Origin of the sequence: Paraburkholderia unamae, assembly GCF_003268775.1 — a bacterium.
Taxonomy (GTDB): Bacteria; Pseudomonadota; Gammaproteobacteria; order Burkholderiales; family Burkholderiaceae; genus Paraburkholderia; species Paraburkholderia unamae.
Map to the genome: position 1 here is coordinate 60566 of NZ_QLSU01000023.1, position 25697 is coordinate 86262.

Annotated in this window: 22 protein-coding genes; 12 read left to right on the plus strand and 10 right to left on the minus strand. The window is 64.2% G+C overall.

Features of this window, described 5'->3' with window-relative positions; all coding sequences use genetic code 11:
• Positions 1-7: 7 nt before the first annotated feature.
• Positions 8-1405: an MFS transporter gene (locus C7401_RS30525; RefSeq protein ID WP_258397286.1), complete on the minus strand. Its 1398-nt coding sequence runs from the start codon at positions 1403-1405 to the stop codon at positions 8-10.
• Between the two features lie 411 nt (positions 1406-1816).
• Here C7401_RS30525 and C7401_RS30530 point away from each other — a divergent pair, with 411 nt between their 5' ends.
• A complete protein-coding gene (locus C7401_RS30530) occupies positions 1817-2965 on the plus strand; it encodes a helix-turn-helix transcriptional regulator (protein WP_112175127.1) in 1149 nt (382 codons plus the stop codon).
• Between the two features lie 44 nt (positions 2966-3009).
• Here the strand turns inward: C7401_RS30530 and C7401_RS30535 are convergent, their stop codons facing one another.
• Positions 3010-3642 (minus strand): outer membrane lipoprotein, encoded by a 633-nt coding sequence (locus C7401_RS30535; protein WP_112175128.1) that lies wholly within the window; start codon positions 3640-3642, stop codon positions 3010-3012.
• Positions 3643-4013: 371 nt separating this feature from the next.
• Between C7401_RS30535 and C7401_RS30540 the strand changes: the two genes are divergently transcribed.
• The 4 genes from C7401_RS30540 (at position 4014) to C7401_RS30555 (ending at position 8038) form a co-directional block, all read left to right on the plus strand.
• Entirely contained in the window at positions 4014-5738 is a 1725-nt protein-coding gene (locus tag C7401_RS30540) for an MASE1 domain-containing protein (protein ID WP_258397287.1), read from the plus strand.
• A 28-nt stretch (positions 5739-5766) separates the two neighbouring features.
• The gene (locus C7401_RS30545; RefSeq protein ID WP_258397288.1) at positions 5767-6384 is read left to right on the plus strand and encodes a response regulator transcription factor; all 618 of its coding nucleotides are present in this window, start codon (positions 5767-5769) and stop codon (positions 6382-6384) included.
• A gap of 334 nt (positions 6385-6718) precedes the next feature.
• Positions 6719-7411: a CBS domain-containing protein gene (locus tag C7401_RS30550; RefSeq protein WP_112175131.1), complete on the plus strand. Its 693-nt coding sequence runs from the start codon at positions 6719-6721 to the stop codon at positions 7409-7411.
• Between the two features lie 318 nt (positions 7412-7729).
• Positions 7730-8038 carry a DUF4148 domain-containing protein gene (locus tag C7401_RS30555; RefSeq protein WP_112175132.1) on the plus strand — a complete coding sequence of 103 codons (309 nt, stop codon included), beginning with the start codon at positions 7730-7732 and terminating at the stop codon, positions 8036-8038.
• A 111-nt stretch (positions 8039-8149) separates the two neighbouring features.
• Here C7401_RS30555 and C7401_RS30560 read toward each other — a convergent pair whose 3' ends face one another.
• Together C7401_RS30560 and C7401_RS30565 are read right to left on the minus strand one after the other, a co-directional pair.
• Complete coding sequence (locus C7401_RS30560; RefSeq protein WP_112175133.1) at positions 8150-8605, minus strand: lipocalin-like domain-containing protein; 456 nt, start codon at positions 8603-8605, stop codon at positions 8150-8152.
• A 25-nt stretch (positions 8606-8630) separates the two neighbouring features.
• Entirely contained in the window at positions 8631-9395 is a 765-nt protein-coding gene (locus tag C7401_RS30565; RefSeq protein WP_112175134.1) for an SDR family oxidoreductase, read from the minus strand.
• A 103-nt stretch (positions 9396-9498) separates the two neighbouring features.
• On the opposite strand from C7401_RS30565, the gene C7401_RS30570 reads away from it, so the two are divergent.
• Positions 9499-10476, plus strand: coding sequence for a LysR family transcriptional regulator (locus C7401_RS30570; protein ID WP_112175135.1), 978 nt, complete (start codon positions 9499-9501; stop codon positions 10474-10476).
• A 57-nt stretch (positions 10477-10533) separates the two neighbouring features.
• Here C7401_RS30570 and C7401_RS30575 read toward each other — a convergent pair whose 3' ends face one another.
• The 5 genes from C7401_RS30575 to C7401_RS30595 form a co-directional block, all read right to left on the minus strand.
• Positions 10534-11316: an ABC transporter ATP-binding protein gene (locus C7401_RS30575; RefSeq protein ID WP_112175136.1), complete on the minus strand. Its 783-nt coding sequence runs from the start codon at positions 11314-11316 to the stop codon at positions 10534-10536.
• On the minus strand, positions 11316-12119 hold the full coding sequence (locus tag C7401_RS30580) for an ABC transporter permease (protein ID WP_112175137.1): 804 nt from the start codon (positions 12117-12119) through the stop codon (positions 11316-11318). The genes C7401_RS30575 and C7401_RS30580 overlap by 1 nt, the downstream gene beginning before the upstream one ends.
• Positions 12116-13138, minus strand: a complete 1023-nt coding sequence (locus tag C7401_RS30585) for an ABC transporter substrate-binding protein (RefSeq protein WP_112175138.1) — start codon at positions 13136-13138, stop codon at positions 12116-12118. Before C7401_RS30585 ends, C7401_RS30580 begins: the two co-directional genes overlap by 4 nt.
• Positions 13139-13188: 50 nt before the next feature.
• The gene (locus C7401_RS30590) at positions 13189-14679 is read right to left on the minus strand and encodes an amidohydrolase family protein (protein WP_220092869.1); all 1491 of its coding nucleotides are present in this window, start codon (positions 14677-14679) and stop codon (positions 13189-13191) included.
• Between the two features lie 360 nt (positions 14680-15039).
• Positions 15040-16170 carry a GGDEF domain-containing protein gene (locus C7401_RS30595; RefSeq protein WP_112175139.1) on the minus strand — a complete coding sequence of 377 codons (1131 nt, stop codon included), beginning with the start codon at positions 16168-16170 and terminating at the stop codon, positions 15040-15042.
• A gap of 663 nt (positions 16171-16833) precedes the next feature.
• Between C7401_RS30595 and C7401_RS30600 the strand changes: the two genes are divergently transcribed.
• The gene (locus C7401_RS30600) at positions 16834-18705 is read left to right on the plus strand and encodes a TolB-like translocation protein (RefSeq protein WP_112175140.1); all 1872 of its coding nucleotides are present in this window, start codon (positions 16834-16836) and stop codon (positions 18703-18705) included.
• A 119-nt stretch (positions 18706-18824) separates the two neighbouring features.
• On the opposite strand, the gene C7401_RS30605 is transcribed toward C7401_RS30600, so the two are convergent.
• Positions 18825-20060 (minus strand): acyl-CoA dehydrogenase family protein, encoded by a 1236-nt coding sequence (locus tag C7401_RS30605; RefSeq protein WP_112175204.1) that lies wholly within the window; start codon positions 20058-20060, stop codon positions 18825-18827.
• A 151-nt stretch (positions 20061-20211) separates the two neighbouring features.
• On the opposite strand from C7401_RS30605, the gene C7401_RS30610 reads away from it, so the two are divergent.
• From C7401_RS30610 to C7401_RS30630, 5 genes are all read left to right on the plus strand, one after another.
• Positions 20212-20412 carry a hypothetical protein gene (locus tag C7401_RS30610; protein WP_146758019.1) on the plus strand — a complete coding sequence of 67 codons (201 nt, stop codon included), beginning with the start codon at positions 20212-20214 and terminating at the stop codon, positions 20410-20412.
• Positions 20409-21296, plus strand: coding sequence for a TauD/TfdA dioxygenase family protein (locus tag C7401_RS30615; RefSeq protein ID WP_112175142.1), 888 nt, complete (start codon positions 20409-20411; stop codon positions 21294-21296). The genes C7401_RS30610 and C7401_RS30615 overlap by 4 nt, the downstream gene beginning before the upstream one ends.
• Entirely contained in the window at positions 21293-22708 is a 1416-nt protein-coding gene (locus tag C7401_RS30620) for an NtaA/DmoA family FMN-dependent monooxygenase (protein ID WP_258397289.1), read from the plus strand. The genes C7401_RS30615 and C7401_RS30620 overlap by 4 nt, the downstream gene beginning before the upstream one ends.
• On the plus strand, positions 22705-23967 hold the full coding sequence (locus C7401_RS30625) for an SfnB family sulfur acquisition oxidoreductase (protein ID WP_181565730.1): 1263 nt from the start codon (positions 22705-22707) through the stop codon (positions 23965-23967). Before C7401_RS30620 ends, C7401_RS30625 begins: the two co-directional genes overlap by 4 nt.
• A gap of 72 nt (positions 23968-24039) precedes the next feature.
• Entirely contained in the window at positions 24040-25695 is a 1656-nt protein-coding gene (locus tag C7401_RS30630) for an ABC transporter substrate-binding protein (protein ID WP_112175143.1), read from the plus strand.
• The last annotated feature ends 2 nt before the right edge of the window (positions 25696-25697 follow it).

Below are 25697 nucleotides of genomic sequence, written 5' to 3' on the forward strand. Positions count from 1 at the left end.
ACGACGCTCAGGGGCTCGCCGTCACCGGCCCTTCCATGATGTCGTGCGGCTTCGGCACCCCGATCCTGATCGCCAATGCGGCGAGCAGCACCATGGCGACGTTGAACCACAACGCGACTGCCGCGGCGAACCGGAGTTGGTCGGGCTGACCGGCCGCCACGGCGCGCACCGGCGAGAGACCGCCCGGCGCCGTTAGCGCGGTGAAGATCGCGGCCGATATCGCGATGCCAAACGCCGTGCCGAGCGACGACGCCATCTTGTAGATGCCCGACGCCGCACCGGCCCTGGCGTCCGCGACGCTGGACAGCGCCGCGTCGGTGGAAGGCGTCGCGTAGATGCCCAGCCCGGTGCCGAGCAGGGTGAAGCCCATGACCGCGATCATGACGTAGCCGGTCGCCGTGACGTATGTAAAGGTCGTGAGCGCGATGCCGGCCGCCGTCATCGCGCAGCCCAGCAACATCGGGCGGCGTGGACCGCCGCAGCGCTGCTGCATTTTCTCGCCAACGCGAATCGCCACCAGAATGGCCAGCAGGTAGCCCGTTGTCAGCAAGCCCGACTGAAGCGAGGAAAGTCCATAGGCCTCCTGAACGAGAATCAAGACGACCAGCAAAGCCCCGGCGACGCCGTTGAGAAGAAAATTCGACAAGGTGGCGGCCAGATAGATCGAATTCTCGAAGAACCGAAAATCGACGAACGGGTGAGCGCAGCGACGTTCGGCGTAAATGAATACGCCCAATGCCCCCGCGAATGCGACCGCCAGCGCGAGCACGACAGGACTCGACCAGCCCAGTGTCGCCCCCTGCCCCACCACGACATTGAAAGCGACCATGGCAATGAGCAATGCGATCAAACCGGTCCAGTCGAACGATTGCGTCGCGACTCGCGCATCGCCGCGGCTCTCAGGCGTTCCGCGGATCAGCATCGCGCTTGCCGTTGCAACGATAATTGACATCCAGAAGATCGATCGCCATCCCATCGTCGCATCGACCAGACCGCCCAGCAGCGCGCACAGGCCCGACCCGCCCCACGAGCCGATCGACCAGAAACTCAGCGCCCGCTGCCGCGCCGCGCCGGTGTAATAGGCTTTCATCAGGGCGAGGGTTGCCGGCATGATGCAGGCCGCCGATACGCCTTGAATGATGCGTCCGGCAATCAGGAATATCGCGGTACCGCACGGAGAAGCCGCGATCAGAAGCGACCCGATCACGCTCAGCGCCAGTCCCGCGTAAGTCATCCTCACGCGGCCGAAGCGGTCGGCCAACCCGCCCGCTATGACGATACACACCCCGGAAAACAGCGCCGTAATGCTCACGGCTATATCGCCGATGCCATTGTCGATCCGCAGTTCCGTGCGCATGACCGGGAGCACGTTGAGCGTGGTCTGGGCGAACAGCCAGAACGTCACGACTGCGAGCACGATTCCCGCGATGAGCCTGTCGTCGCCCTCGTAAGCGGCGGGTTGAAACATCGTGTCGGGCATCGCCATTTTTTTCTCCGCGCGGTTTGGCATCCGTTCAACAACGCGCCTTCAAACGTCCGCTGCCCGCCCTCGCCCGAACGTCGACATGCACGACGCTCTGCGCCTGAGGAGAACATCGGGCACGCGTCGGCGTGGTAGTGGTAGTCGTGGTGGCAGAGGGCACGGCAGGCTCACGCCTTGACGGTCGATGGCGGGATGGGTGGCAAGGAAAATGGCTGTCGGCTGAGCCTCTGGTTTAATCAAACGCAGCGTGAATCTTTGCCTATACTTTCGTCTAACTTACGTGCGCTTGACACTCCCATTTGGGAGGGAAATCAGCGTCGCAAGGGAGCGGGCATGACGCGCGTCGAGACGATTCACCGGGCTATCCGGCACGTTTATGAGGCCGCGCTCGCGCCGGACGATTGGCCGCGCGCCATTGCCTCTATTGCCGAGGCGGGTGAAGCCGGCAAGGCCATGCTGCATGCGCAGGAACGCGAAGCGCCTGGCCTTGCGATCTCCATCGGCTTCGATGCGAACAGCGCATGGCTCCTGCAACGGGAAATCGAAACCCGCATGCCCGACTGGATCAAGGCCATTCCGGTAGGCAAGGCGCTGCGCCAGTCGTCGGCGATCTCGGATACGGATTTCAAACGTTCGGACATCTACAGAGAAGCGATCCGGCCCGCCGGCGGCTTTTACGGCATCGTCGCGCCGCTGGTTCGCGAGCCCGAACGGCAGGTGCTCTTTTCGATGGGGCGTGAGCTGGGGAAGGCCAACTTCAGCGACGACGACATCGGCGCGCTCACGCTGATCGTTCCGCATTTGACGACTGCGCTACAGGTACGAAAACGTCTTGACGCAGCGGACCTTCGCGCGAAGGGTGCGTATGACGTGCTGACTCACCTGGATATCGGCGTGGTGCTGTTCGATGCCGCAATGCGGCCTATTTTTGCCAATCGCTGCGCCGAGGCGCTGGCGCGTTCCGGCGACGGCTTGCTGCTTTCCGGGAGGTCGGTGTCCGCGTCGCGCCCATCCGATGCCAGAAGCCTGAGAGCGGCGATCGCGGCGGCCATCGCGCTGAACAACACGGGCCGCGACGCGAGTGAAACCGCTATTCGACCTCAAGCGCCGATGCGCTGTTATCTCTCGCGCAGTCCGCCACGTCTTCCGCTTGTTGTCCGCGTCTTGCCCGTCAGTGCGTCGGACCTGCTACAGGGCATCAGCGCGAGCACCCGTGCCGCCCTGTTCGTGATCGAGCCGGACAGGCAAGTGGCAATCGATCCGATGGTGCTGGCCGCGACTTTTGAATTGACGCGACGTGAAGCAGCGCTCGCCGCGCTGCTCGCACGAGGGATGGAGCTTGCAGAAGCCGCCTCGCAATCCGGCATCGCAATCGGAACGGCGCGCGGATATCTTAAGCAGATTCTGGCGAAGACCGCCACGCACCGGCAGGCCGAACTCGTCTCACTGTTGCTGCGTGGCGGGCTGCACATTGCGCGCTGAACGGCACGACAACGCGCATGGCCGCCGGTATCCGCAAGCCGCAATCAGTAGCGCGCGAGCTGGCTGCCGTTGACCTGCACGCGGTCGCCGGGGCGCAGGTCGCCAGGCGTCGGCACATTGAACGCGCGCACTGAACCGTCGCTCAACTGCACGTCGATCTGGAATCCCGCGGGCTGGCCCATCTGCTGGCCGATCTGGTTGCCTGCGTAGGCGCCGCCGAGCGCGCCGATGACAGTCGCGGCGTCGCGGCCGTGGCCACCGCCGACCTGATTGCCGAGCACGCCGCCAACCAGCGCGCCGACTACCGTTCCTGCAATGCCCGATGTCCCCGTGGCGTTGCTCAGGGGCCGGATGCTCGAAATCGTGCCGTACTGGGCGCCGTACTGCGAGCCATTTTGATTGCCGTATTGCGAGTTGTATTGCGAACCGTACTGACCATTGTTTTGCGTGTCATATGGCTGTTGCGGCGCGGGCGGCGGTGCATAGGCGGGTTGCTGCACGGTGCCGGGTTGCGCGTACGCGGGCTGGCTATACGCCGGCGCTGCATATTGCCCTTGATAGCCCTGCTGCGCGCCGTAAGGCGTGTAGCCCGGCGCGACGCATGCGGACAACGAAAGACTTGCAGCGGCAACAAGCGCTGCGGCGAGAACGGAACGGGTAGAGAGCATGGGCATCACGGTGTAGTTTGCATTGCCGCCGCGCCGTGCATGGCAAGCGCAATTGGAAAAGCGGTTGCGCCGGAGTATACGGAAAGCCCGTGCGCACGTGCGCCGCGCGACGGTAACAACATGTAAAGTCCGTTGCCGTGTGAATGACGGCGCTCGCCGCGATATCGCGACCGTGATGATTCCGTGCGTGCGCAGGGCGTGCCGAACGTGTGCGGGCTCGATGCATCGATGCATGCATGACCTCGATGCACGAGGCGTGCTCTGTAGTGTTTGATTAACGCGGTGGGTGCCACCACAATCAAGATGTCAGGTCGCGAACAAGACCGGCCGGGAGTGAATAGAACAAGCGACACAACAGCGACGCGAAGTTCGAACGTTCGTTGAAAGGCACATTCACGCTCCTGGTCCCCCGGCTTCTGCGTTTGAAGCGAACCATGATTACCATTCGGTACCATTCCAGGTTCGGCCTCTTCCTGCACACCGGAATTGTTGCATCGGCGTATTTCGCGGGTGCGAAGCTAGGCCTTTCCTATGCGGTAGTGGGCGGTGCGATCTCTCTGGTATGGCCTTCCAGCGGCATCGCGCTCGTTGCGCTGCTCGCCATGGGCATGGCGGTTGCCCCCGGCATTGCCATTGGCTCCTTCCTCGCCAATGTCTCGGTGGGCGTGCCGGTCGCCGTGGCCGCGACAATCGGCATCGGGTCCATGCTTGCACCGTTGACGGCAACCCTGCTGCTGACTCGCGCGACCCGATTCCAGATCAGCCTTGACCGCATCAACGACGTGCTGGCGTTCATCGGCCTCGCTGCCGTGGCGAGCACATCGATCAGCGCGGTGATCGGCACGACCGCCCTGCTGGGAGGCGGCCTCGTGCCGGCCGAGGGCTACGGGGCGGCCTTTCTGAAATGGTGGCTCGGCGACATGATGGGGGTTCTCGTCATGGCGCCGTCCCTTTTCAGCGTCCTCGCCTATTCGAACCCGGTGCGCTCCAGGCAGCGGGCCGTCGAAGCGTGCGGACTGCTCGCCGTGACCTGCTGGGTGAGCTACCTCATCTTCGGCGCGCCGCAACTGGCCGGGCACGGCTACTATCCCGCGGCGCTCGCGATCTTCCCGTTCATCATCTGGGCGGCGCTGCGCTTCGATCGCCTCGGCGCGAGCATCGTGACCCTGACGATCTCGGCCGTGGCCATCTGGGGCACCACCCACGGCACCGGGCCGTTCGCCGCCGCATCGGCTGTGGACAGCCTCGTGAGGTGGTGCGCTTTCGCCAACGTCGTGGCGGCAACGGGACTGCTGCTCGCGGCGGCGCGCGCCCAGGAGCGACGCGCCCATGACCTGCTGCGGGCAGCCCATATCGAACTGGAGCAACGCGTGCAGGCGCGAACCGAGGACCTGGAGAAAGCCAACAACGAACTCAAGGAAGAGATCGTGCGGCGCCGCCTGCTGGAAGGGGAACTGATCCGCATTGGCGACCAGCAACAGCGGCTCATCGGCCAGGAGTTGCACGACGGACTCGGGCAGCACCTGACGAGCCTCGGCCTGTACTGCGCCGCCTTGAACCAGAAGCTTCAGACGCAGGGCCACCCGGCCGCCGCCGACGCCACCATCGTAGTCGGCCTGGTGAAGCAGGCGTCCCTGCTGACCCGCAGGATCGCACACGGCCTCGACCCGGTGGCGATGGAATACGGAGGCCTTGCGGCCGCGCTGCACGGACTGGCCGAGACGGCGCGCGCGCTCAACGGCGTGGATTGCATGCTGAGCATCGCGCCGGATGTGGACTTGCTGGACCCGCTGCTGCAAATCAACCTGTACCGTGCGGCACAGGAAGCCGTCAACAACGCGCTGAAATACTGTCACGGCCAGCGCATCTGGATTGACCTGGAGCGCTCGGGCGGTCAGCAGACGCTGTCGATCAGTGACGACGGCGTCGGCATCGACCACGAAGACATGGAGCGCGCCTCGGGTCTCGGGCTGCACAACCTGCGTCACCGCGCGAGCCTGCTGGGCGGCTCCTGCACCGTGTCCCGCAACGGTCTGGGAGGCACCACCGTCGCCATCAGCTATCCGCTACCGGAGGGCTCCGGCCATGCCCAGGCAATGCGCTAGCTCTCGCCGCGCGACTCAAATCCTGATCGTGGATGATCACCCCATCATCCGGGACGGCATGACGTTGTTGCTGAATCTGCAAGAGGACCTGCACGTTTGTTGTGCGGCCGGCAACATCGAAGAAGCGCTCGCGGCGATGGAGTGCGGGCCCGATGTCGCCATCGTCGACATCAGCCTGCAAACGGACTCCGGCCTCGAACTGGTGAAGACGCTGCGTCACCGCTATCCGGAGCTGGCCATTCTCGTCCTCAGCATGCACGACGAAAGCCTGTTTGCCGAACGCGCCCTGCGCTGCGGGGCAAACGGGTATCTGATGAAACTCGAGGCCACGGATCATGTCGTGGGCGCCATTCGCGACGTGCTGGCCGGCAATATCTACATGAGCGCCGCCATGCATGAGAAGCTGGCGCGCGCGCTGGCCGTCCCTCGCAAACAACCCGAAGGTCCCATCGCCAGTCTTTCGGAACGGGAATTCGAAGTGCTGCACCTGATCGGGCTCGGCTTCAGCACCCGCGAAATTGCGGAGAAGCTGAGCCGCAGCGTGAAGACCATCGAAGCGCATCAGGCCAATATCAAGGAAAAACTCAATATCCGCAACGGCAAGGAACTCACGCGATTCGCCATTCAGTGGATCGAAAGCCAATAGCGTGAATCACGCCAATACGGTTAAAGCGCCACTCGGGCTGAGCCCGCGCGCGGAATAAGGCGATCCCCTAGGCGCTTTTAGGACGGACACCTGATTCATGCGCATGGGGTCGGCGCATATAGTCATAACTATCGGCGTGCCAGCCAGCTGGCACTGTCCATGCACCCACGTGGACCCGTTGGTGGCGTGACTACCCGCGACGTCACCACCCGTCATCCGTCGACGGTATGCAAATTACCGCTCACCGCGCACCTTTCACCAGGGAAGCGCCCTCAAACGGAATATCGCAGCCGCTCGTTGAACCCGAACGCCTCGGCACACCGAAGGAGCGATCATGCGCGCATTCGACATCATGACTACGTCGGTCGTCACCGCCAGACCGGACATGACAATCCACGACGCGGCAAAGCTGTTCGTCGACAACCATATCGGCGGCATGCCGGTCGTCGACGACCGCGGACAGGTGGTGGGCATCGTCAGCCATCGGGACCTGCTGCATCGCGTGGAGAACGGCACAGCGCACAGCAGGCGCCCGTGGTGGGTAGAAGCGCTTGCGTCGTCCCCGCGCGACCAGGCGGCGAGGTATGTGAAAGAGCACGGTCGCTTCGTCGGCGACGTCATGTGCGACGCGGTGATCTCAATCGCCGAAGACATGCCCCTCCAGCAGATCGCCGACCTCATGGAGCGCCGCCACCTCAAACGCGTGCCGGTGCTCAGGCAAGGCAAGCTCGTCGGCATCGTGTGCCGGGCAAATCTGATTCGCGCGCTCGCGAGCGTCGAATCGCGCGTGGACGCTCAAGCGCATGACGATGCGAGCCTGCGCGACGCGATCGTGCGGGAAATGCGCGGGCAGCGCTGGGGACTGCCCAAACAGGGCGTGCTCGTCAAGGACGGCGTCGCGCATCTGTGGGGCGTGATCGAGTCCGACGAGGAAAAGCGCGCGATACGCATCGCGGCCGAGGGCGTGCCCGGCATCAAGCGCGTAGAGAGCCACGTGGAGTTTCCGGGCGTGACGCCAACGCTGTAGCGCCCCTCAACCGCCCATCGTTTGCATAGGTTCAACCCCGTCTCGCTCGAAGCTGCCATGCATGTCCCGAGCGAGGCCCGTTCGATACAGGAGGAAATCAGCGAAGCGAAACGGCTTGCTTTGGCGCCGCTTGCGTTCGTCGCTTGTATTCGCTTGCATTCCCGTTACTGGGCGGCTTTCCGGCCGCCCAGGTCGGTCGGAAGTGCGGCCAGTTCTCCTGAATGTCTCCTGCTTCACGGCATCGATGGATCGTTGAAGCCGGTTGCATGCAAGAGCGCTCGCCGCACCCTACGTGGCAATCGCTGGAGGTAGCGCATCATGAAAACCCTTGTTCAAACTGTCGTTGTCCTGACTGTCCTGGCCGCTCCGGCCATCTCGCTCGCTCAATCGAACGGCCCAGTGACGACTGAGCAAGTCCGCGCCGAGCTCATCCAGCTCGAACAGGCCGGCTATCGCGTCGGCGACGGGGACAACGCAACTTATCCGGCCGAGATCCAGGCGGCCGAAGCCCGCGTGGCCGCGCAGAACGGCGGAAGCAGTTATGGCGGCGTGATCAGCGGGACGTCGGCGTCCGGAGCGCCCCCCGCGCCCGTGACCGGCCTGAAGCCCGTGTACTTCGGTCAGTAAGCCATTGCGCTCACGCACCGTTTTATCGAAAGCCCTTCTTCCAGACGGAGAAGGGCTTTTTGCCGGGCGCGCATTGCCTGCTGAGCGCAGCCAACGCGCGGTCTCGCGCACTCAGTTCGCGCCGGCGCGCCGCCAGCGCAAATAGGAGTTGACCAGTTTGCCGCCGGAGTTGATCGGCCTGGCGGTGCTCAGGCTCAGCACGTCGCCTTCAATCTTGACGACACGCGGCTGCGTCTGGCCAATCCAGTTGGGGAACAGCGATATGAACATCGAGTGGGTGAGCGACTGCGTCGCTTCGTCCACCTCGTACGGCCCGGTATAGGCGATATAGCTGCTGCCCTGCGCCTCGTATTCCTGCGCGCTCCCCTTGAACCAGTCGCCGGAAGCAAAGGGCATGCGCTCCTCGCGGCACAATTGCGCGGACATGTAGCCGTCCGGCGTGTACATGATGATGCCTTGGGGCGTTTCGCCAAAAGGATAGAGCGTGCCGGAGCCGTCGACAGGTTCCTCGACGTACGAGACCAGTTTCCAGGCGCCGATCAGTTGTTCACGCAAAGTGGCTTTCATCACATCATTTCCTGTGTTCGAAGATTTACGACGCCTGCTGCATGTCGTTGTCGATGGGGAGCAACTGGCCGGAGATCGACTTGCCCGCGTCCGAGGTGATAAAGAGCGCGAGGGCGGCAATGTCGTTGGGGTCGACGAAACGCTGCAACGATTGCAGTGACATCGCCTCGCGCCGCTCGTCCTCGACCGGACGGCCGCTGAGCTTCGCGCGCCCCGCGAGGACGTTCTCGATACGCTGCCCCGCCACGGCGCCCGGCAGAATCGCATTCACGCGAATGCCCCACTCCCCCAGTTCGCGCGACAAGGTCTTCGTGAAGCCGATGAGTCCCCACTTGCTGGTCGAGTACGCGCTGCGATTGGGATAGCCGAACCGGCCCGCCACCGACGACATGACGATGATCGACGCCGCACCCGATTGCTTGAGATGCGGGATCGCAAGGCGGGTCACGTTGAACGTGCCCCCCAGATTGATCTGCATGACCTTGTCCCATGCATCGGGATCGAAGCTTTCGACCGGGGCCGTCGGTCCCGAGATGCCCGCGTTGTTCACGAGCACGTCCAGACCGCCGAGCGCGCCGATGGCTTGCGGCACCACCTGCTCGATCTCGACTCGACTCGACACATCGCACTTGAATGTTTCGACGCCTGGCAACTCCGCGGCGAGCGTCTTGAGCGCGGCTTCGTCGATGTCGATCACCGCCACGCTCGCGCCGTTTTGTGCGAAGGCATGCGCCATGGCGCGTCCAATGCCCGATGCGCCCGCCGTAATCAAAACCCTTTGGCTTCCCATGTCGCCCTCCTCGTGTTCGCTTGACACGACTCACTATAGGCGGCGCACATCAATCCATGAAATCGTTTGTTATTATCACTCGCATAACTGTGATGGATAGGTCATGGATCTGACGCGCATTGATCTCAACCTGCTGGTCTCGCTCGACGTGCTGCTCGCCGAATGCAATGTGACAAAGGCGGCCGCGCGGCTGCACATCAGCCAGCCGGCGCTTTCCGCGCAGCTCGCCCGCCTGCGGAACCTGTTCGACGATCCGCTGCTGGTCCCGCTGCAAAAGGGCCGGGGCATGAATCCGACCGCACGCGCGCTGGCGTTGCACGGCCCCCTGCGCTCGGCGCTCAAGACGCTGGGCGCGGTGGTGCAAACCGAACTCACGTTCGATCCCGCAAAAGACGAGCGGGTGTTCCGCATCGCGCTCGGCGACAACGCCATGATCGCCGTGGGCGCGCCGCTTGCCGCGCACATGGCGTCGCAGACGAGCGGCAACGTGAGGATCGCCTTCAGCATGAGCGAGCCCGAACGCATCGGGCGATTCATGGAAGAAGGCGAATTCGACGTGCTCATCGACTCGGAGCGCGCCATTCCGGGCGGCCTGCTTTCGGCGGTGCTGCGCGAGGAGCCGTTCGTCATGGCACAGCGCAAGCACCACCCTCGTGGAAAGCGGCCGCTGAACCTGAAGACGTATTGCGCGATGCGTCACGTCGTCGTCTCGCCCGGCCGCGACAATTTCCGGGGATATATGGACGGTTATCTCGAAGCCCTTGGCCAGCGCAGGAATACGATCCTTGCCGTGCCGCAGGCAGGCATGATCCCGGACATCCTGGCCGGCTCCGATTGCGTGTGCACGCTCCCGCGCATGCTCCTCTCCCGCTGCCTGGATGTCGTTGATATATTCGATCTGCCGTTCCCCTGCGAACCGTATCGGCTATCTCTCGCGTGGCATATTCGCGACGACAACGATCCTGCGGTGAAGTGGCTGCGCGAGCAGATTTTCGCGCTGGAGAAGGTGGACAGCATATCGCGCAAGCGGTCAACGTCTTCAACGAACCGTCGCAAGCGTCGAACGGAAACCGGGTGCTGAATATAGTTAGGATACCAATTTATTTTCACACAGACCCGGTCTTGACTTGTCGCTTTGCTAGATGTTCTCCGCCATCGCACGCACCGTCTGATTGATCCGCGTCTTCATATGAAAGAACGTGTCGCTGTCTCGCAACGCCAACGTGCGCGTGGCGCCCAGGTGAGACGTGACATCGATGTCCTCCAGCACCCGTGCGGGTCGCCGTGAAAACACGATGATCCGGTCCGCAAGGAAGACGGCTTCCTCGACATCGTGAGTGACAAAGATCACGGTGCGCGCCTCCTCGCTCTGAATACGGCGCAGTTCCACCTGAAGCTGCTCGCGCCGCTGCGCGTCAAGCGCGCCAAACGGTTCGTCCATCAGAAGCACTTCGGAGCCCGCGGCCAGCGTTCGCGCGATGGCCACCCGTTGGCGCATGCCCCCCGATATCCTGTTCGGGAAGGTGTCCGCGAATTCATGAAGGCCGACAAGGCGCAGATAATAATCGGTGCGGCGACGCTTCTCTTCCTTGCCAAGGTCGGCCCGGTAGCGCATGCCGAAGGCCACGTTCTGGCCGACGGTCAGCCACGGAAACGACGAATACGATTGAAACACCATGCCGCGCCGCTGGTCGGGCTTGCCGACCGGCTCACCCTCAAGACGGATTTCGCCGGTGCTCGGCGTGTCGAGTCCGCCTGACATGCGCATCAGGGTCGTCTTGCCACAACCGGAAGGTCCGAGAAATACAACGAACTGGCCTCTCGGGATCGTCAGATCGAAGGGTTTTTCGACGACCGGCAAGCCACCGAACTGTTTCGTGACCCCGTCGAAAACCAGATACTCTGTCGTTCGAATGTTCATTAATCAGCACTCTTGAGATAGCGGAACATCCGCCGATGTAGCGCGCGAATCATCTGGTCGCTGACGAGACCGATGATGCCGATCACGAAGACGCCGGCCATGACCTGATCTGTCTGCATGTAACGGCGCGCATTCCAGATGACGAAGCCGAGGCCGCTATCGGACGCCACGATTTCAGCAATGATCAGGTAGGTCCAGCACCATCCGAGCGTAATGCGCAAATTGTCGACCAGATTGGGCAGCATCGATCGCCAGGCGATATCCGTGAGAATTTGGAACGGACGGCCGCCGAGCGTACGCGCGATCTCGATGTATTCGTGGGGAACGCGATTGGCGTCGTCGACCACGAGCAGGACCAGCTGGAAGAACGTTCCCAGCCACAGCAGGAAGATCTTGGTTTCCTCGCCGACGCCGAACCAGATAATGCTGATCGGCACCAGCGCCGGTGTCGGCAAGTACCGGATGAAGTCCACGATCGGTTCCAGCGCGGCGTTGATCGGACGATAGCTGCTCATCAACAGGCCGATGGGAATCGCCATTGCCGCCGACAACGCAAATGCCGCGAGAATGCGCCCGATCGAAATCAGCGCGTTGCCGACGATCTGCCCTTCGAGGGTCATGGTCCACAGGCTGCGAGCGATCTCGATGGGCGACGGCAGAAAAGTGGGATCGACCCAGCCTTTCCATGACGACACCTGCCACACCAGCAAGACTGCGAAGCTGGCGCCCAGGCCAACAAGAACGTTGGCCAGGCGGCTGATGCTGCCACGAAAGGCGAAGGCGTTCTGAAGCGGCTTGTTCACTTGAGGTCGGCGGCCGAAATGGATTGCAGAGCCGAACCGTCGAATGAACCGGCGGCCGACAGCGTATGGTCCGATGCGCCGTTCGCAAGATTCAGCTTCATCAGCGTATCGAAAGTCTTGTAGATGGAACCCGGCTGCCCGGCCGCGCCGAAATATTGCTTCGCGGTGTCGAGCGACGTATAGGAGAGGCTTCCATCGATGCTCGCCTTGAAGTCTTTTTCGCTCTGACTAAAGTGCGGCGCGGCACGACGGATGAAGTCGGCGGGCTTGGCGTTGTAATACGCAATCGCCTTGTACACGCCGATCAGGAAATTCTTGTAGGCGAGCGGGTCGGCCTTGAGTTTCGACTGGTTGACGATGATGGCGTCGACAATCGTACCCGGGTAGCTTGCCGATGAAACCAGAATATGAGCGCCGCGTTTCTCGCCCAGTGTGACTGCCTTGTTCATGAACGGCTGGAACGTCCCGATTGCCGCAACGTTGCGGTCCGAAAACACCGATAGCGCATCGGACCCCGCGGTCTGCTTGACCGTCATGTCCTTGTAGCTCAGCCCGGCCTTGCTCAGTTCGAGTTGCAGCAGGAGATACGCGGGAATATCCGTTTCCATCGCCACCACCTTGCCCTTCAGGTCGCTGACCTTCTGGATCGAGCCGTCCGCGACCACGCCGTCGCCGCCGTTGGACTCGTCGATCGTGCCGATCATGACGCCCGGCGTCGAGGGGCTGCGCGGGCGACGCTGATAGTCGTCGACGGTGCGCATGTCGACTTCGATATCGCCGTGTGCGATGCCTGCGAGCGCGTCGGCCTGTTCATCGTCGAACTTGACGGACACCTTCAGCCCCAGCTTCTTGAAGTAGCCAAGATCGTTCGCCACAAAAACCGGCGCGAAGCCTGACCAGTTATTGCAGATCACGCGAATCGTCTTGTCCTCGGCGTGAGCGGCCTGACTGGCGGCGACCAGGGCGAAGGCGAGCATCGCCGCACGAGCGCTGCCCCGATGATTGAGTCGTTTTGACATGAGTGGTATTCCTAACGAATTAGCAGAATGGGAACTGCGAAGGGGAAAGATCAGCTACGCGTTGGATCGGCGTCGCCGACCCAACGATTCATGCGCACATCGACAGCAAGCGACTTCTGGTACATCGCGCGGTAATGGGGAAGCCATTCAGCGGCGTCGCGCATCAAGGTGTCGCGCTGCCCGGCAGCGGCCGCCATGATGGCGCGGGCCTCCTGTCTCAGGGCCGATTCGTCGATGGTCTGTAGCTTGCCGTCGCGCATCACCACCTGCCCCGCGACCATCGTCATGACGACCGCACGGCTTGCGTCCGCATACACGAGCTGGCGCGCGATATCGTTGAGCGGCGTGAACGGCAGCGTATCCAGATCCAGCATGATCAGATCGGCCTGGAAACCCGCCGCAAGACGGCCAAGCCGGTGTGCCTGACGCATCGCGGTCGCGCCGCCCCTGAACATGCACTGAAGGATCTCGCTCGCAACGGGCCACGATTCGGGATTCGGATCGCCGATCGTATGAATCAGCGCCGCCGTCTTCATGACCGACCACAGGTTGACCGCATCGTCCGCGATGATTTCATCGGACCCGAGCGCAATCGGAACCCCCGCTTGCGAAAGCCGCCGGAACGGCATGACGCCGCTGCCGAGCCGCAGATTGCTGATCGGGTTATGAATCACCTGGGCACGAGATCGCGCCAGCAGCGCAATATCGTCGTCGTCGATCCACACGGCGTGGATCACATTCATGCGTTCGGACAGCAGCGCGAGGTCGTCGACATACTGGATCAGCGAGCGGCCGTTCAGGCACACTTCGCCAAACACGCGCTGCAAGCGAGTCTCCAGCATGTGGATGTAAAACGGCAGATCGTGTGTGCGGCTGAGTGCGTCGAGCGCTCGCAGATAATCGACGCTCACGCGCTGCGGCGCCGAACACGACACCGCGGCGCGCAGCCGTCCGTCACTGGATTGATGCCACGTCTCGATCAGATAGCGATAGTGACGCAGCAGGTCGTCCGTCTGCATGGGCGCGGGGGCTTCGAGCCGCGCCCGGAGTCCGGCGGGAACGAGGTCGCCGAGAAACGGAAGCTTGGTGATTTCAGGCAGGTTGGGCTGGTCGAGCGCCACCGTCGCCCGAATACCGATATCGCGATAGGCGCTCATCACCGCGTCGATTTCGGCATGGCTCGGGGTCGGCAGGAAGAACGCATCGTCCTGCACCGAAGTGACGCCGATCTTCAGCATTTCCGCGGCGCCGATCTGCGTGCGGACGTAGGCGCTGCGGGCGGATACCGCTGCGTCGGGATTCGCAGGCACTTCGTAGAGCATGAAGAGTTCGAGCGGCAGACTGTCCAGCGCGCCCTTCAGGAAGTTCGTCGGCGAATGGAAATGCGCGTTGATCAGGCCCGGCATGACAAGGTGCCCGCTGCCGTCTATCACGAGATGCGCATCGCCAATGCCTCGTGACGCATCCGGGGCGATTTCGCGGATCTTGCCGTGTTCGATGACGATGTCCGCGCGGCCATACTGCGGGCATGCAGGATCCATCGTCAGTACGCAGGCATTCCTGATGACGGTCAGGGGTGCCACACCGTCGCTTGTCGGGGCCGTAGAAGCATTCGCCGGCCCAACAGGGTTGTCGCTCATCGCGATCACCTTTTTGCTGGACGGGCACGCCAACCCGATATCCTCTATGTGAACAGAGGAGCGCTGCCTTTGACGGTTTCGAAATTAAGGGAAAAATTTTTTGACGTCAACGCGTCAAAAAAAAGCCGTCGGCGCTCATCATCGTCAACGACCGGCGACGAAATGCGCGCTTCATAGCCGCTTCATGGCCGCTTCATGGCCGAGGCACCGTCAAGCCATCGAACGCTCAGGCGCGCAAAGGCAAGCTGTCCGGCAAGGCCACTAGCAACGCTCCTCCCTGAGCGCCTTCTTGCGTTTGACGGCATACATGGCCAGATCGGCGCGGCGCAACACGAGATCGACATCGGGCTCGTCCGCCGCCACCTGCGTGAAGCCCACGCTCGCCCCCACGCTCACGCGCAGTCCCGGCGCGAGGTCGAAGGGCCGCTCGATCGCGTCCGCCGCCAGCGTGGCCCAGTCGTCCGGCGCGGCATCCACGCGCGGGTCCACGATGACGAATTCATCGCCCCCGATACGCGCCACCAGCGCGCCCTTGCTCGCGAGCGTCGTGAGACGCGTGGCCACCTGGGCGAGCAGCAGGTCGCCCGCCTCGTGGCCGTGTGCGTCGTTGATCGACTTGAAGCCGTCGAGATCGACGAAGAACGCGGTCATGCCCGCCTTGATGGGCGACGCCCCCGTGCGGCAGGCCGCGCTCAACAGGCCGTCCCGATTCAGGAGTCCGGTCAGCGTGTCGTGCCGCGCGCGGTGGCTGTTTTCGCGCTCCGCCTTCATCGTCGAAATGAGCAACGCGTTCAGATGGCGCGCGGCCACGCTCATCGCGAACACGTAGAAGGGAATTTGCAGCAGCGTCAGCAGAAGAACCGGTTCGCCGCCCAGCAGCGCGCCAATGCAGCACGGACCGAGCGACAGGCAGATCATCACGGCCACCAGTCGAGGCGCCGCAAAATTGCGGAAGCAGATTCCGCCCACCATCGCGGCAGCGGAAAGAAAGGCCAGTGTGGCGGATACCCAGTCTCCGCTCATCGCGGTGACCAAGGCGCCGTAGCCGACCGTCGCGCCCCACAACGGCGCGAGCAGAACATAGAGGTCGGTGGGCGTTGCCTGCCCCTGCGCCGCGCGACGCCGCGAATACACGAGCACGACCAGCCGTAGCGCGCATACCGCGATCTCCGCGATGAACCACAGCTTGAACGGCAAGGTCGGATGCCGCCGCGCCAGCACCCAGGCCACCGCCACCGTGTTGGACACGCCGCCAAAAAAGATCGGCAGCGTGCCAAACAGGGTGCCGACCAGCGCGACGCGGATCTCGTGAGGCGCGTCCTGACCGGGTGCGGTCAGCCAGCGGGCCAGTCTGCCGCGCGGCAAAGAGTAGATTTCCTTCCGGTAATTCACCTGTATCACCGCCTGTCATGCCGCGCCCCGGCCGCGTGGCCGGTCGTGTCAATCATGTGTTCAAGGGTTGAGCCGCGACCTGACCGGCCCGCCCGGCTCCCCCGGTTCAGGCCGCGTCCTTCCACCTGATCCGGGCGATGACGGAACCGCAGTCGCGTGAACGCCCAACTACGTTTACGGCCGGCAATGCAGGGAACTTTAGGATTGCGCCTTCAAATCGGCGCGGACGCCAACCGGCAGCGCGCCGGGCCTTGGCGGGCGGGGAAGTCGCGGCCCCGATTTTTGCGAAATATCAAAAAGCCAACTGGCCAGCCAGAAAAGTCCTGGCAAATGTACTTTTTTTACCGGGCCTTTTCATTTCCCTCAGCGCAAAGTGCGGCAAGACCGATGCCACATCGCGTCAACAAGAACGAACGAAGAGACATGCCGACCATTTTTTCCAGTTAATCGCCCGGCGATTGCTTCGGTGAATGCGGTTACGCCGCCATCCATCCGTCGCTGACCGCACGCCGATGCCGGTACGGCTCGCTCCGCTGCGTTGCCCGGCGCTCCGATCTGCAAACGAAATCACCTTGCGCCCACAAGCCAGGCCGGTGATATCGGCGCGCCGGTTTCACCCCGTTTCAGCATGAAATCCCATCACTTCAAAAAGAGTATGCCCTGATGAGTAAGAAAAATTTGATCATAGGTCTCACCTGTTCGATCGGCCTGTTCGCCTCGGCTGTGGCGCAGGCCAAGGACGTCATGTTGTTCAACCGCATCGGGCCGACGAAGTCCGTGCTGTACGTGGCAAATGCCGACGGCACCGGCGCGCACGCGTTGCCGGGCTCATCCGGATTCGACTACAACGCGCGCTTTTCCGATGACGGCCAGTGGATCGTTTTCACTTCGGAGCGCGAAGGACGCGGGCAATCCGATATCTATCGCATGCGCACAGACGGCAGCGCGCTCGAGCGCTTGACCGACGATCCGGCCGTGGACGATCAGGCGTCGATGTCGCCCGACAATCGCTATGTCGCCTTCATGTCGGACCGCGGCTCGCATCGCGCCGATATCTGGATTCTCGACCTCGCCACCCGCAAGCTGACCAACCTGACCGGCGCGGCGCCGATTCAAGGCGACCCGATGAAGCCGGACGGTTTCTATCGCCCTTCGTGGTCGCCCGACGGCCAGTGGATCGCCTTCTCGTCCGATCGCAACACCGAATGGAAATCGCACGACAAGGGCGCCGCCTGGGAGCATCTGCAAGCACTCTCCGTGTATATCGTGCATCCCGATGGCACCGGTTTGAAGCGGCTGTCGCCCGAGGGCGTGATGACCGGTTCGCCCAGGTGGTCGGCGGACGGCAAGCAGTTGATCGCCTACCAGGGCGATGTGGAGGTGAGCTGGCTGTCGCGCGTGGATCAACTGTCGATGAAGGCGACCTCGCAGATCGTGGCGATCGACGTGGCAACCGGCCAGTCCCGTGAATTGACCTCGGGCCCGGGCGTCAAGCTCAATCCGCAGTTCTTGCCGGACGGCCGCTTCGGCTACAGCACCAAGTCCGCGCAAACGACCGGGATCATGTACTCCGACGGCCCGAAGCCGTTCCCCCCGAACCTGCGCGAGCCGTCGTGGAGCAAGGACGGCAAGCAGGTCGTCTACGAGCGGATCGACAACCTGCCGCTCGCGCAGAACACGCCGCTCTATAGCTGGAATCCCAAGTACGAATACCGTTACACGGACGTCTTCCCGATGTTCGCCAGGGACGGCACGCTGGCCCTCTCCAACAAGGACATCGATACGTCGCTCGTGATCATGAATGCCGACGGCACCAACAAGCAGTTGGTGTTTCAGTCGACCACGAAATGCGCCGCCGGCAAGAACCCGTCGGGCCAGTGCGGCGACATGATCGGCGTTGCGCTCACCCCGTCATGGATGCCCGACAGCAAGTCGCTCGTCTTCAGCTTCGGCGGCTATTGGCGCACGCGCGACCAGAACGTCGCCAACGTCAAGCTGATCAACCGCGACGGCACCGGCGTTCAGGATCTCACCTCGCCCACCTCGAACACCGGCTTTGCGAGCGTCTCGCCCGATGGCAAGCAGATGGTGTACCGCTCCTGGGCCAAGGGCGACGAGGGGCTGCGCATCATGGACCTCGCAACCCGCAAGGTGCGCGTGCTGACGACCGACTGGGACAACGTGCCCGGCTGGTCGCCCGCCGACGACCGCATCGTGTTCACGCGCAAGCAGAAGGATGGCAACTTCGACATCTTCACGATCAAGTCGGACGGCACCGAACTGCGCCGCCTGACGAACTTCCCGGCATCGGACGCGCATGCGGTCTGGAGCTGGGACGGCAAGAAGATCCTGTGGAACAGCAGCGAATATGGCTTCAAGGACGAATCCGCGCTCTACGACAATTCGTTCCAGCCGTACGGGCAGGTGTGGTCGATGAACCCCGATGGCTCGGACAAGGAAATGCTGACCGACAGCCGCTGGGAAGACTCGATGCCGGCCTTCGTTCCGCCTGCCGCCCACATCGCGACGAAATGATCGCGCCCGCAGTGGCGTGAGACTTGCCGTCCGTCTGTGCCAGATCGGCCCGGACGGACGGGCAAGCTTCACCGCCTCCCCCGTCGCTTATGGACTTAGGCACTTACGCACTTAGGCACTTACGCACTTACGCGCGCGCCGCGCCCCTGGCTCGCATGCGCCTGACTGAAGCGTTCTTCGGGGGCCTTGCCGTTCAGGTAGTAGTCGCCGATCGCCGCCTCGCGCTGCGCCGCCGGATTGTGCGAAGCCAGCGTACGCGCATTGCGCCAATGCCGGTCGAAGCGCAGCGTTTCGCTCGTGGCCGACGCCCCACCCGTTTCGAATAGCAGCGTCGCCGCTTCGAGCGTCTGCTCGATCACGATTTGCTGCGCCTGAAAGGTCTCGACGTCGGCGGCAATGTAGTCGTCCGTCGTCGCGGTGTTTTCCGCCCGCTTGCGTTGCAGTTCGTCCAGCCTGCGCGCAAGCCGCTCGACGATGCCTTGCGTCGAGTAAGCGAGACTCGCGATCCGGCCCACGGTTCGCTGCACCAGCGGATTCTCGCGCGGACTCGATTGGCCCGGCACACCGAACGTGCGCGTGCGGCCCTGCACGAACGTGATGCTGTCGCGCAGCACCGCCTGCCCGATGCCCGCCAGCGTGGCCAGATGCACCGTTTGCAGAAACGCCGTGATCAGCGAATTGCGCCGGGGCTGCGAAGCGTCATAGCGTGTGACGATCCAGCTTTCGTCGACGGCAACGGCGTCGAATCGCGTGGTCCCGCTCGCGGTGAGGCGCTGCCCGAAGCCGTCCCAATCGTCCAGGCGCGCGACACCCGGCACTTGCGCGGGGATCACGACGTTGAGGTCCGACTGGTCGTCGTGCGCGGCGACACTGATCCAGTCCGCGTAGAGCGTTCCCGTCGAATAGTATTTCTCGCCATTCAGTTGCAGCTTGCCCGACACCGGGTCGGGCAGCAGCGTCACGGAGTTATGCGTGACGCCGCTGCGCTCGGAAGTGGCCGCGCCGATCACCTCGCCACGCGCGATGCGCTCGAACCAACGCTTGCGAGCCGTCTCGTCGTTCGACTCCAGACGTTGTTCGATGAAGCTGAAATGCGCACGCAGGATCTGCGGCAGATTCGAATCCGCCGCGGCAAGCCGGCTCAGCAGCGGAAAAAACTGCGCGAACGACAGGCCCGACCCGCCATACGCCTGCGGCACGCGTAACGCGGTGAACCCCGACGCCTTCAGCGACTGCACGGCGTCGTGCGCCAGTTCGCGGCTGCGCTCCCGCGCCACGGTGCCTGCTTCGATCCGCGCAAACACGGGATCGAAGCGCTGCGCCAACGGCTGCCCTGCTGATCGGTCGATACTCATGATCGTGAATTGACGAATGAAACCGTCCAGCGTACCCACGCCGCGATGCTTCGCGCAACGAACGATAGCTGCTAAGCATATACGGCGCCGCTTTCACAACAGGCGCCCGCAAAATTCCCAGATGCATTTTCGACGCCGCAGCGTCGCCCGCATGCGCTATCTCGCCGGATTCGCGTTCGTGCAATCCATCGCCGCAGTCATCGTTGCGTATCGGATGCTCAGTTGCGCAACCGTGGACCTTTTGCCGCATTTTGCCTGTTTAGATATCGCGATCCGTCATTTGGACGCGCGCGGCAGGCTCTTTACACTCGCCTTCCTTCTCGCCACGCTTGCACCGCTTTGCCCGACATGACAACGCATATTGCCGATCACGCAGCAAACGCCGGATTCCAGATAGCGCCTGTCGATGCGCCGCTGGGCGCCCAGGTACTGGGATTCGATGGCAGCCTCGACGCGCGCCCCGAGCAGATCCTTGCGCTCAAGCGCGCCCTGCTCGATCATCACATCCTGATCTTCAAGCATCAGCGGCTCGACGACACGGCGTTCAAACGGCTGGCGACCTCGTTCGGGTCTGTCTACGTGCCGCCGGCCGACGCCCCCGTGCTCGCTTCCAGCGACGACGGCACCGTGCCGGAAATCGTGCTCGTCTCGAACGTCGACGACGGCGTGCTCGGCAACATCGAATTGCCCGCGCACTCGGATCATCACTGGACGCCGTTGCCATCGTCGGGTTCCTTGCTGTACGCGCTCGAAGTGCCTCAGGCTGGCGGCGACACCACCTGGTACAACCTCGCGGCCGCCTATGATTCGTTATCCGAATCATTGCGCGAGCGCCTCGACCGCCTGCGCCTCATCACCTACAACCCGTTCCTGCGCCGCAAGCATCCGCTGCCCGAGGGGTTTCCGCTCTATCGGCGTCCCGGCATCGAACCGTTGCGGCCATTTATCGACCACCCGCTCGTGCGCACGCATCCCGACAGCGGACGCAAGCTGCTGTACCTCGGCGCGCGCACCGAAGTCGAACTGGTCGGCTACGATCCGGACGCGGGCGCGGACCTGATCGCGCAACTGCGCGAGCACATCCTGTCGCCGCGCTTTGCCTACCGGCATCGCTGGAGTGCCGGCGATATCGTGTTCTGGGACAACCAGATCACACTGCATGGCCGCGACGACTTCGACTCGGGCGAGCGGCGCGTGCTCAAGCGCATCAGCCTGGCCGGGAGCCGTCCGTTTTGAACGCGCCTGAACATCGTACGGCGCGCAAGCTGATACTGAACGCGTTCGAGATGAACGCCGTGGGTCATCTTTCGCATGGTCTGTGGGCGCACCCCGACGACCAGGCGCTGCGCTATACGGATATCGACTACTGGCTGGACCTCGCGCGCACGCTCGAAGACGGTCTGTTCGACGGTCTCTTTCTCGCCGACGCGCTCGGCGTGTACGACGTCTACGGCGGCGGCCCGCGCACGGCCCTCACGCACGCTGTCCAGACGCCCGTGAACGACCCGATACCGATCGTGGCGGCCATGGCCGCCGCCACCCGGCATCTGGCCTTCGGCGTGACCGCGCAAACGGGTCTTGAGCCGCCGTATCTGTTCGCGCGCCGGTTCTCCACGCTCGATCATCTGAGTAAAGGACGGATCGGCTGGAATATCGTGACCGGCTTTCTCGACAGCGCGGCCCGTGCGAGCGGCGCGCAAAGCGCGGGCCAGCACGATGCGCGCTACGACCATGCCGACGATTACGTGAGCGGCCTGTACCGCCTGTGGGAAGACAGCTGGGCCGACGACGCCGTGCTGCGCGACCGCGCCACGGGGCGCTTCGCCGACGCCTCGCGCATTCGTGCGATCCGTCATGAGGGCCCGCACTATCCGTTCGAAGCCATTCATCTGAGCGAGCCGTCGCCGCAGCGCACGCCCGTGCTGTATCAGGCAGGCGCTTCGCCGCGCGGGCTCGCTTTCGCGACGCGTCACGCGGAGTGCCTCTTTCTGCCGAATAACGGCGTCGAAGCCACGGCGTCGAAGGTGCGGCGCATCGAAACGCTGCTGGCCGAACACGGACGTTCACGCCGCGACGTGCGGCTGCTCTCCAGCGTTGTCGTGATCGTCGCGCCGACCCGCAACGAGGCGCAGGCGCGCTACGCCAGCTATCGCCGCTATGCGCAGCCGCTGGCGGCGCTGGCGCAACTGGCGAGCGCCACGGGCATCGACTTCTCGCGCTACGCACCGGACGAACCCATCGTCGCGCAGGCGGGCAACGCCATCCAGTCCGCCGTCGCCGGGCTGTCTCGCGCGGGCGAGCCCGTCACCGTCACCGGGCTGCTCGAACGGATGCCGCTCGGCGGCAAGTTCGATCCCGTCGTCGGCAGCGCGGCCGAAGTCGCGGACGCCTTGATTGCCTACGCGGACGCAACCGGCATCGACGGCTTCAACCTCGTTCGCACCGTGACGCCGCAGTGCTTTCGCGATATCGCTTCGCTGCTGGTGCCCGAATTGCAAACGCGCGGGCGCTTCAAGACCGCCTACGAGCCGGGTACGTACCGCGAGAAGCTGTTCGGCCGCGGCCGGAACCGTCTGCCGCACCACCATCCTGGCCGCACGGCCCCTCAGCACGCCGCTTTCCCGACTTCCACCCCAGACATTCCGTGACCACCACCACGCTTCCCGCCGAAGATTCGTTCTCCCAGGCTTGCGCCGATTCCGGCCGGGCGCCGGGCGTCGCGCCTCTCACCATCAAAAGCGATGTCGAGGCGCTGGAAGCCGCGCGCCGTTTCGCGGCGTCGATTGCGGGCGAAGCCGTGACGCGCGACCGCGAGCGCCGGCTACCGCACGCGGAGATCGAGTCGTTCACCGCCACCGGCTTGTGGGGCATCACCGTGCCGCCATCGCATGGCGGGGCCGGCGTCTCGCATGTCACGCTCGCGGAGGTCGTCGCGATCGTGTCGGAGGCCGATCCGTCGATCGGCCAGATCCCGCAGAACCATTATTGCCTGGTCGATGCCGTGCGCCTGATCGGCGACGCGCGTCAGCAGGCGTTCTTTTTCGCGGAAGTGCTTGCGGGCAAGCGTATCGGCAATGCCGTGTCGGAGACGGGCACGCCCACGTCGAAAGCCATGCATACGCGCATCGCACGCGACGCCGACGGTAGCTGGCGGCTGAACGGCCGCAAGGCCTACTCGACGGGCGCGCTGTTCGCGCACTGGGTGCCCGTTGCGGCAACCGACGACGCGGGCCGCCAGTGGCTCGCCTACGTGCCGCGCGACAGCGCGGGGCTGCACGTGATCGACGACTGGGACGGTTTCGGGCAACGCACCACGGCGAGCGGCACCGTGCTCGCCGACAACGTCCGTGTCGACGCCCTCCATGTGCTGCCGCGCGACCGCCTGTTCTCGCCGCCGACCATCCACGGTCCGTTCGCGCAGTTGCTGCACGCCGCCATCGATCTCGGCATCGCGCGGGCGGCGTTGCGCGACCTGCACGCGTGGCTCACGCAGAAGGCGCGCCCGTGGGCGGACAGCGGCGTGACGCGCGCAAGCGACGATCCGCTCACGCTCAGCAAGGTGGGCGCGCTCGTGGTCCGGCTGCACGCGGCGGAAGCCTTGCTCACGCGCGGCGCGCTGCTGCTCGACGCCGCACGCGAGCGCCCCGAAACGGGTGCGCAAGGCGTGACGGCCGCTTCCATCGCGGTGGCGGAAGCCAAGATCCTGACGACGGAACTCGCGCTCGACGCCGCAACGTCGCTGATCGAATTCGGCGGCAGCCAGTCGGCGCTGCGCAGCCACGCACTCGACCGCCACTGGCGCAACGCGCGCATTCACACCGTGCACGACCCGGTGCGCTGGAAGTATCACGCGGTCGGTTCGCACTGGCTCAACGGCGCGGAACCCGCGCGCCACGCCTCGCTGTAACCCGCCGCGACGGCTTCGATTTTCATCATTCACACGCCAGCTACACGGCAAACACGCGCCATCAAAACGACCATGACATCGATGCATCGACGCCGTTTCCTGCTTCAAACGGGCCACGCGGGGCTCGCGGCGGGCGCCGCTTTCAGCGGCCTCCTGCCGTCGTCCGGGCACGCCGCGCCCTCGCCCGCCCCACAGCGGCGCGAAATCGTTCGCGTGCTCGCGGAGGGCTCGGGCAACTCGCTCGACCCGCATGGCGACGGCGTCGCGAAGGAGTCGCTCGGCGTCTTCACCAACGTGTACGACCGCCTCGTCGCCTTCGAGCGCAAGCCGCTCGACTCGTCCACGGGGCGTCAGTTGCAGGCGTATCGCTACGACTACGCCCGCCTGAAAGGCGAACTGGCCGAATCGTTCGAGAGCACCAACGGCGGTCGCTCGCTCGTCTTCCATCTGCGGCGCGACGCGACGTTCCATGACGGCCGCCCCGTGACCGCCGGCGACGTGAAATGGTCGCTCGATCGGGCCGTGACGCTGCCGGCGTCGAAACGCCAGCTCGCCACGGGATCGCTGACCGATCCCGCCCAGTTCGTCGTCGTGGACGCGCAAACGCTGCGCATCGATCTGCCCCGCGCGGACCGCTACGCGCTGCCCAACCTGGCGCTCACCTTCGCTTCGGTGCTCAACGCAACGGACGTCAAGGCGCACGCCGACGCCGCCGACCCGTGGGGCACGAACTGGCTGCGCAACCATGCCGCCGGCGGCGGCGCGTACCGCGTCAGCGCGTGGCAAACGGGCCAGCAGGTGACGTACGAGCGTTTCGACGCGTGGCGCAGCGGCCCGCAGCCGTTCGTGCGGCGCGCGCTCGTGCAGGCCGTGCCGAGCGCTTCGAACCGGCTGGCGGCGCTGCAACGCGCCGATGCCGACGTCGTGCTCGGGCTCGCGCCGCGCGAATTCGCCTCGCTGCAAGGGCAGCCTGGCGTCGCCGCGCTCTCCGTGCCCGTCACCAATACGTTTCGCTTCGTCGCGTTCAACACGAAGCAGGCGCCGTTCGATTCGCCCAAAGTGCGTCAGGCCATCGCGTTCGCGCTGCCTTATCAGGCGTTGTTCGACGGCGTGAACCACGGCAAGGGCACGCCGCTTTTCGGCGCCCAATCGGGCGCGGCCCCGAGCGCCGACTATCCGCAGCGCTACCCCTATGCGACCGATGTCGAGCGCGCGCGGGCGCTGCTCAAGGAAGCGGGCCACCCCAACGGCTTTCGCACGACGCTCAGCTACAACGCGACCGACACGGCGATTGCCGAGCCCGCCGCGTTGCTGATCCAGGACGCGCTCAAGGCGATCGGCGTGGAAGTGACGCTCGACAAGGCGTCGGGCGCGCAGTGGGGCGCGCTAGAAACGGAAAAGCGCCTTGCGTTCTTCATCGATTCGTCGTCGGCGTGGTTCAACGATCCGGACTACTACTACCGGATCTTCTTCGAGGGCGACTGGCGCTGGAACTTCGGCTCGTTCGACAGCCCCGAACTCGTCAAGCTGACCGACGCCGCCCGCTGGGAAACGGACGCTGGCCGCTACGAACGACTGATGCGCGACGCCGCGCAGATCGTCACGCGGGATGTGCCGCTCGTGCCGTTGTGGCAGCCTTCGTTCGACGTCGCGACGCGCGACGACCTGCGCGGCTTCACCTACTACATCCACGGCCAGGTTGACTTTCGCACGCTCACGCGCGCCTGAGT

Bases quoted from the DNA above. Each gene is read 5' to 3' on its own strand.
- C7401_RS30570 (WP_112175135.1), top strand. From the start codon at position 9,499: ATGGATCTGACGCGCATTGATCTCAACCTGCTGGTCTCGCTCGACGTG.
- C7401_RS30550 (WP_112175131.1), top strand. From the start codon at position 6,719: ATGCGCGCATTCGACATCATGACTACGTCGGTCGTCACCGCCAGACCG.
- C7401_RS30575 (WP_112175136.1), bottom strand. From the start codon at position 11,316: ATGAACATTCGAACGACAGAGTATCTGGTTTTCGACGGGGTCACGAAA.
- C7401_RS30605 (WP_112175204.1), bottom strand. From the start codon at position 20,060: ATGAGTATCGACCGATCAGCAGGGCAGCCGTTGGCGCAGCGCTTCGAT.
- C7401_RS30530 (WP_112175127.1), top strand. From the start codon at position 1,817: ATGACGCGCGTCGAGACGATTCACCGGGCTATCCGGCACGTTTATGAG.
- C7401_RS30600 (WP_112175140.1), top strand. From the start codon at position 16,834: ATGAGTAAGAAAAATTTGATCATAGGTCTCACCTGTTCGATCGGCCTG.
- C7401_RS30555 (WP_112175132.1), top strand. From the start codon at position 7,730: ATGAAAACCCTTGTTCAAACTGTCGTTGTCCTGACTGTCCTGGCCGCT.
- C7401_RS30590 (WP_220092869.1), bottom strand. From the start codon at position 14,679: ATGGATCCTGCATGCCCGCAGTATGGCCGCGCGGACATCGTCATCGAA.
- C7401_RS30565 (WP_112175134.1), bottom strand. From the start codon at position 9,395: ATGGGAAGCCAAAGGGTTTTGATTACGGCGGGCGCATCGGGCATTGGA.
- C7401_RS30630 (WP_112175143.1), top strand. From the start codon at position 24,040: ATGACATCGATGCATCGACGCCGTTTCCTGCTTCAAACGGGCCACGCG.
- C7401_RS30585 (WP_112175138.1), bottom strand. From the start codon at position 13,138: ATGTCAAAACGACTCAATCATCGGGGCAGCGCTCGTGCGGCGATGCTC.
- C7401_RS30560 (WP_112175133.1), bottom strand. From the start codon at position 8,605: ATGAAAGCCACTTTGCGTGAACAACTGATCGGCGCCTGGAAACTGGTC.
- C7401_RS30615 (WP_112175142.1), top strand. From the start codon at position 20,409: ATGACAACGCATATTGCCGATCACGCAGCAAACGCCGGATTCCAGATA.
- C7401_RS30610 (WP_146758019.1), top strand. From the start codon at position 20,212: ATGCGCTATCTCGCCGGATTCGCGTTCGTGCAATCCATCGCCGCAGTC.